This window comes from Undibacterium sp. JH2W, from assembly GCF_049340425.1.
Taxonomy (GTDB): domain Bacteria; phylum Pseudomonadota; class Gammaproteobacteria; order Burkholderiales; family Burkholderiaceae_D; genus Undibacterium.
In genome coordinates this window covers 324,687-331,346 of record NZ_JBMPOT010000007.1, presented here as the reverse complement: position 1 = coordinate 331,346, position 6,660 = coordinate 324,687, and the positions used below count along the sequence as shown (strand labels likewise).

The following is a 6,660-nucleotide window of genomic DNA, read 5'->3' as shown; positions in this document are numbered from 1 at the left end:
CTTGCGCCAATACAAGTTTCACCGCTTCTTCCCGCAATTCCGGGGTATATCTTTTTTTCTGTTTCATTATTTCTCCTGATCGTTTATTTTAACAAACAGGAATGTCCGAAAAAGTCAGGATACCTCAGGGTTTGGTAGTTGATTTCGAGTGCTTGGACATTGAATGATTCGTTGAACTATTGATTTATTTTTTTAAAGTCGATTTTGTGTGAATATTTGATTTGGTTGTTCAGCTTGAAACTCTCTTCCTCCAAGCTAGATAACTGGACAAAAGATATCCGAAATAACCGGTTCCTATGACGAGCATATCTATTGGCGAAATTAAATGCTCTAAATTTCGTACGACAAGTACTTCTAAATAACCAGTAAGAGCAGCTACCAGCATCAGCAAAGATACCCCCGTCACTGCAGCCATGCTGGAATCCGATCTGTGTGGATTCAAGATCGCGCCACCGTAACTAAGTATGCCTAAGATAAACATTTCGTAATAGGTCGAAGGGAAGACAAATCCCGTTATCCACCTGCACCAGAATACCGAGAGCCACATGCAAAGCAAACTGGAAAACTGAAGCTTGTTGATCGTTTTTCTTGCGAAAAGCAAAAGTATACCAATTGGCCCTAACAGGGATGTCAATATCAATACAGTTATATTGTCTTTACTTTGCGTTGCGAACACTTCTTTGATTTGCTTGTTCATGGGCTTCTTGCTTGGTCTTTGCAGTCCAATATGAAAATAAAGGGATTTTCACTATAGTCATAATGACCTTGCTTATATTTATCTGAAAGCAGAATTGAAAGCGCCAAACTACTTATTGTCAGCAGCCAGAGCATAAGCAACGATGGCATTGGCGTGACCATGCCCCAATTCATGTTCAGCCTTGAGCTTGTTGACGATTTCCATATGCTTTAAACCTTTGTTTTGCTGAACCAGATCCAGCCAGTGCTGGATGGGCTTGCCGTATTTCTTTTCTATTGAAGGGAAATAAGAGGCGGGGCCTTTGATTTTTTCTTCATTTGACATGCTGTGCTCTCCTTCTTCTTGAGTCCGATTGAATTCACTTGAATAAGATTGTACGAGATTTTTAGTTTATTGTTTGGCATGTTAAAAAATCAGGAGCAATGTTTTCTGCGCACGTCATTATTTGCTATTTTCATTCCGAATACTGATAGCAAATTTCGAACTCAAAAACTCCACCAGCGCCCGCACCCGGTTAGGTATGAAGCGCCCGCTCGGCAGCAGCGCATGCAGTGGATAAGCTTCAGTCTCCCAGTCCGTCAACAAGGCCACCAGGCTGCCATCTTCCAGCTCCTGCCTGACATCGATCAAGGATTTGAAGATGATGCCCGCGCCTGCTATCGCCCACATGCGGGCGAGTGAGGCGTCGTCGGCGCTGCGGTCACCTTTTACTCTGACTTCTTTCCATTTGCCGTTTTGTCCAAAGCGCCAGGTTTTGTGCAGGCGGCTGCTGCGTTCGAACAGCAGGCAATTGTGGTGTGCCAGGTCTTGTGGTGTTTGTGGGGCGGGGTGGCGGGCCAGGTAGCTGGGGGCTGCGCAGAGTATGGGGCGGCTTTGTGCCAGTACCCTGGCGACCAGGCGTGAGTCTGTCAGCGTGCCATACCTTATTGCCACATCGACTTCATCGCGCACTACGTCCAGTGGTCGGTCACCGACATTCAATGCCAGTTGCACGCCGGGGTGCAGGGCCAGGAATTCATCCAGCCAGGGTAGCAGGGTGGTGCGGGTGAGGTCAGACGGGGCGGCGACGCGTATTGTGCCGACCAGGGCGGTGCGGGCTTCTGATACCTGGGATTCGCCTTCGTCAAGCAAATCAAATGCCCTTTGCGCATAGTCGAGCAGGATTTGCCCCTGGGCGGTGATGCGCAGGGCGCGGGTAGATCGTTCAAACAGGCGGGTGCCCAATTGGGTTTCCAGTCGCTTGAGGGTGGCGCTGGCGGCAGCGGGTGTCATGCCCAGCACGCTGGCTGCGCCTGAGAGTGAGCCGCAACGCGCGGTTTGTACGAGCACATGCAGGTCACTGATATTTTCAATTTTCATTTGAAAGTGATAGTTATTTATCGGCCTTATCAATTCATGCTTCAGATTCTACAATGCCTGCACTGATCTGGAAATGTTTCTGGACACCATACCGACACCTATACTCAAGGACTCAACATGAAAGCCATTGCTTATCGCCATTCTTTACCTATCGATAACACTGCATCACTGGAAGATGTGGAATTGCCAAAACCGGCGCTGGAAGCGCGTGATCTGCTGGTGCGCGTGAATGCCATCTCCGTCAACCCTGTCGATACCAAGGTCAGGCTGGGTCGTGCACCCGCTGAAGGCCAGTTGAATGTGCTAGGCTGGGATGCGGTGGGCATCGTTGAAGAAGTTGGCACGGCAGTCAGCAATTTTAAAGCGGGCGACCGCGTTTACTATGCTGGCGCGATAGACCGCCCCGGTGCAAACAGTGAATTGCATGCGGTGGATGAACGCATCGTCGCCAAGGCTCCAACCACACTGGATGATGCACAGGCCGCCGCCTTGCCACTGACCACGATTACTGCCTACGAATTGCTGTTTGAACGCCTGGGTGTCGCCAAGAATGGTGGCGCTGGCCAGACCTTGCTGGTGATAGGTGGTGCCGGTGGCGTCGGCTCCATCCTCATACAACTGGCGCGCCAACTGACGCAATTGCGTGTAATTGCCACCGCTTCACGTGCCGAGACACGTCAGTGGTGTCTGGATCTGGGTGCACATGCAGTGATTGATCATTCCAAACCACTGAGTGCTGAATTGAAAGCCATAGGCATCAATGAAGTCGATATCGTCGCTGGCCTGACGCAGACAGCACAGCACTATGCAGAAATCATTGCAAGCCTGAAGCCACAAGGCAAGCTGGCTGTGATCGACGACATGGTGGCGCTGGACTTGATGCAATTGAAAGGCAAATCCATCTCCCTGCACTGGGAAATGATGTTCACCCGTTCCATGTTCAAGACCGTCGATATGGATGAGCAAGGCAAGCTGCTGGCAGAAGTGGCCGCACTGGTGGATGCGGGCAAAGTACGCACAACGGTGAATGCGAACTTTGGCAAGATCAATGCGGCAAACTTGCGCAAGGCGCATGCGCTGATAGAAAGCGGCAAGGCGCAGGGCAAGGTTGTGCTGCAAGGCTTTTAATTTAATCTCAGCAGAATTCAGCAGAAAGTTCTTATGCAAACGACGAACATCAATAAATCATTTGCGGCGGCCAGCATCACCCGCGATGCTGCGCATGCCCTGATCACCGCAGCCAGTGCTGCTGCCCGCGATATCGGTATCGATGTCACGATCGCTGTGACTGACAATGCCGGTCACCTGAAAGCATTTGAACGTGCAGACAGCGCTGCATTTTTGACGGTGGATGTGGCAATCGACAAAGCCTGGACGGCTGCCTCGTTTGGCCTGCCTACCCATACCTGGACAGCGATCATCAGCAATGACGTGGTGGCCCAGCTTGCTCACAGGCCGCGCCTGGTGGCAGTTGGCGGTGGCTGCCCGATTATAGAAAATGGCAAGGTCATAGGCGGCATAGGCATATCAGGCGGTAATGCACTGCAAGACCAGCAGGCGGCAGAAATTGCATTGGCTGCGCTGGGCTTTGACGTGAAGGCATAAGCTCAGGCCATTTGTTGAGAGTGCATGCGTGTCATGCACTCTTTTCATTCTAAAGATCAAACAACATGACAATTATCATCAGTCATTCATTAGCATTTTTTGAATAATCGATGGTTAAAGATGCGGCAACCACATGCCCATAAACGCCACAAAGATACCCATGCCGCTGACCGTACTGAGCACCAGCAATGCGCCAGCCATGCTGAAGTGAATAGCCTTGTTTTTACTGTCTTGTGCACGCAAATAAAGCTCGCAGACGATTAGCGGTATTAGTGAATTGGCAAAGGAGATGAAGCTCAGGAATGGCCCTTCAAAAGTTTTGGGATTAAAACCAGCCGGTCCATGATTGATGGCTATCCAGAACATCAAGCCTATGCGGAAGAACCAGACGCCATTCGCCAGCAGGAACAGGCGTAGTGCCCAGCGGCGGTGTTGGGCGAACTGGCGTGCGAGGGCATAACGCAAGGCCATGGCTGAGCAGACCAGGATTAATACTGCATTCAAACTCACCCCCAGATGCTGGGTAAAATCACCCACACCATTGCGTAACCAGACCATGTATAAACCGGTCGTGGCAGCAATGACGAGGCTGGATAGATAGATGCGCCCGTTCCAGCGATGGAATCTTGGTGCCCGTGCGCGGATTTGCGGGATCATCTGGAGTATGCCCGCCAGGGTAATACTGGCTGCCAGAAAGATATGTGTGATGATGGCGAAATTGCCAGCGCTGTCGCCCTTGATATAGCCGTGGGGCAGTACGTCGCTCCATGCGGCGAGATTAGCTTTCATTGCAGAGAGGACATAGAAACCGAGAATGTAATAGACGAATAATAGCTGGCCTATGATGGCGACTGAGAACCACAGTCCTGCGGCATATTTCAGGCTGGCACGGGAGAGTTTTTCTATTTCATATTTTTTTACCAGAGGTGCGGCCTGTGCAGAATATATATTCGTTTCATAAGCAGGGTCTTGCGTCATTTGAAAACTCCTTTTGCTGAAGTAAGTTGTCGTGCGAGGCTCTGCCATGCAGACGTGAATGTGCGTGCAAAGCGTGCCTGCAAAGTCCGCTTTGCTTTTACGGTTTATTGCTACGGAAATCAGTTTGGTGCTACATCTGCCTGAAAAGATGCAGGTAGCTGCGGCTGACGGGCAATACATCGGGGCGACCGCGTATATGCAGTTCGGCAGTTTCATTCATGCCACGTGTGACTTCGCTGACATAGTGCAGATTGACGATGACAGAGCGATGGGTTTGTGCAAAGCGGTCGGGGTCGAGTTCATCGCTGAGTTCGCGTATGCTCTTGCGTATCAGTGCGTCCCCACCATCCCAGGCGACCAGGGTGTATTTATCGTCAGAGCGCAGGAAGGCCACTTGCTCAACCGGGATCAGGCGCATGCTATTGCCTACTGATGCTTTTATCCATTGCAGGTAGTTTGCTTTTGGGCTGCGCTGGCGCATGTCGCTGGCCATGCGATCAAGTAGAGCGTCATAGCTGGCACCTATGTCATTCGCTTGCATCAATCGCTGTTGCAGGCGCGTGACGGTATCAGCCAGGCGTGCTTCTATGATGGGCTTGACGAGGTAATCAACAGCGCCTTGCTCAAACGCCTGCACGGCATATTGTTCATACGCGGTAAAGAAGACAATATGCGCTCTGCGGGCGATAGACCTTGCTGCTTCTATGCCATTCAAGCCTGGCATGTGCACATCCAGGAAAACAATATTTGGCTGGTGGATGTCAAACATCTCCACCGCTTCGTGGCCATTGCGGGCTTCATCGACGATATGCAACTCTGGCCACAGGCGTGCCAGGTTGGTGCGCAGATGTTCCCTCAACAAAGGTTCGTCATCGGCGATCAATGCAGTCACTTGCTTCATACCTTGGCCTCTGGATGGAAAATCAATTCTACACGCAAGCCATGTGGTGTCTGTTCATGCAAATCGACACACGCATCTTTGCCAAAGCAGGCTTGCAGTCTCGCTTTCACATTGGCCAGGCCAGTACCTGGTACGGCAGTTTCTGCCATGCCTATACCAGTGTCAGCTACCCATAGCGTCACCATGTTGTTGATATCTTTTTTGCCGCCGACTTCTATTGTGCCGCTTTCCGTACCAGGGTCTATGCCGTGGCGCACGGCGTTTTCCACCAGGGTCAACAAGGCCATGGCGGGAAAGCGCAGGCTCTTGAGTTCAGGTGCCAGCCTCAGTTCAAAGCGCAAGCGGTCAGGCATGCGCATGTGCATGATTTCCAAATAAGCGTTGACTAACTGCATTTCATTTTCCAGTGTCGCATCAGCATCATTCAGACGTGGCATGGCGGCGCGCAGATAGGCGATCAGGTGACGCAGGACGGGCGCTGCATTGTCTGAGCCCGCTTCGACCAAGGCCTGCACATTCGCTAGCGTATTGAACAGGAAATGCGGTTCTATCTGCGCCTGCAACAGGCGCAGGCGGGCATCCAGTACTTCGCGTTCCAGCGCGTTCTTCTCCAGTTCCAGTTGCAGCCGGTCAGCACGTTCACGTTGCTTGTCTTCTCGCTTAATGGCGGCGACGGCGACGAGGGGGCCAAAAAACAGCGCAAAAATCGTGCTGGTGGCAAAACCCGATAAGAGATTATTCGCCTGGATGAAGTTCATGAAACTGCCCGCTATCGCCACATAGGCAGCCAGGCTGGCAAATGGTGCCAGCAGGCAGACGGTGGTCACTCGCACCAGCCAGCGCGGTATCCAGCGCGGCAACCACTGCAAACGCCAGGTGCCAGAGACTGTGAATGCCAGCAGCATGACCATGGCAATGAAAGTCGTACGCCTGAGCACCAGCCAGAATGGTGACTGGAAGATGGGCGTGGTCACCCAGGCGATCAATACACTGATCATAAGCACCACGACAATTTGCCGTGTTCCTGGCAGTGCAGGCCAGCGCGGGGTGGATGTAGTGAGGGTTTTCATGTGCTCAAGATAGCGGTAAGCACAATTTTCGACAAGCTGGATAAGGCAGG

General features: G+C 51.7%; 8 protein-coding genes. 2 read left to right on the top strand and 6 right to left on the bottom strand.

The annotated features are described in order from the left end of the window. Positions 1 to 229: 229 nt before the first annotated feature. The 3 genes from ACO0LC_RS12865 to ACO0LC_RS12855 all read right to left on the bottom strand — a co-directional run bounded on the left by ACO0LC_RS12865 (position 230) and on the right by ACO0LC_RS12855 (position 2,056). Positions 230 to 697 carry a hypothetical protein gene (locus ACO0LC_RS12865; protein ID WP_423003594.1) on the bottom strand — a complete coding sequence of 156 codons (468 nt, stop codon included), beginning with the start codon at positions 695 to 697 and terminating at the stop codon, positions 230 to 232. Between the two features lie 108 nt (positions 698 to 805). Beyond that, on the bottom strand, positions 806 to 1,021 hold the full coding sequence (locus ACO0LC_RS12860) for a DUF4287 domain-containing protein (protein ID WP_423003592.1): 216 nt from the start codon (positions 1,019 to 1,021) through the stop codon (positions 806 to 808). A gap of 117 nt (positions 1,022 to 1,138) precedes the next feature. After that, positions 1,139 to 2,056: a LysR family transcriptional regulator gene (locus ACO0LC_RS12855; RefSeq protein ID WP_423003590.1), complete on the bottom strand. Its 918-nt coding sequence runs from the start codon at positions 2,054 to 2,056 to the stop codon at positions 1,139 to 1,141. 117 nt (positions 2,057 to 2,173) lie between these two features. On the opposite strand from ACO0LC_RS12855, the gene ACO0LC_RS12850 reads away from it, so the two are divergent. Both ACO0LC_RS12850 and ACO0LC_RS12845 read left to right on the top strand, forming a co-directional pair. Beyond that, the gene (locus ACO0LC_RS12850) at positions 2,174 to 3,184 is read left to right on the top strand and encodes a zinc-binding alcohol dehydrogenase family protein (protein ID WP_422978741.1); all 1,011 of its coding nucleotides are present in this window, start codon (positions 2,174 to 2,176) and stop codon (positions 3,182 to 3,184) included. 48 nt (positions 3,185 to 3,232) lie between these two features. After that, positions 3,233 to 3,661, top strand: a complete 429-nt coding sequence (locus ACO0LC_RS12845; protein WP_423003618.1) for a GlcG/HbpS family heme-binding protein — start codon at positions 3,233 to 3,235, stop codon at positions 3,659 to 3,661. Positions 3,662 to 3,775: 114 nt separating this feature from the next. Here ACO0LC_RS12845 and ACO0LC_RS12840 read toward each other — a convergent pair whose 3' ends face one another. From ACO0LC_RS12840 to ACO0LC_RS12830, 3 genes are all read right to left on the bottom strand, one after another. Next, complete coding sequence (locus ACO0LC_RS12840; protein ID WP_423003588.1) at positions 3,776 to 4,639, bottom strand: DUF2306 domain-containing protein; 864 nt, start codon at positions 4,637 to 4,639, stop codon at positions 3,776 to 3,778. A gap of 130 nt (positions 4,640 to 4,769) precedes the next feature. After that, positions 4,770 to 5,540: a LytR/AlgR family response regulator transcription factor gene (locus ACO0LC_RS12835; RefSeq protein WP_423003586.1), complete on the bottom strand. Its 771-nt coding sequence runs from the start codon at positions 5,538 to 5,540 to the stop codon at positions 4,770 to 4,772. Then, a complete protein-coding gene (locus ACO0LC_RS12830) occupies positions 5,537 to 6,610 on the bottom strand; it encodes a sensor histidine kinase (RefSeq protein WP_423003584.1) in 1,074 nt (357 codons plus the stop codon). The genes ACO0LC_RS12835 and ACO0LC_RS12830 overlap by 4 nt, the downstream gene beginning before the upstream one ends. Positions 6,611 to 6,660 lie beyond the last annotated feature (50 nt).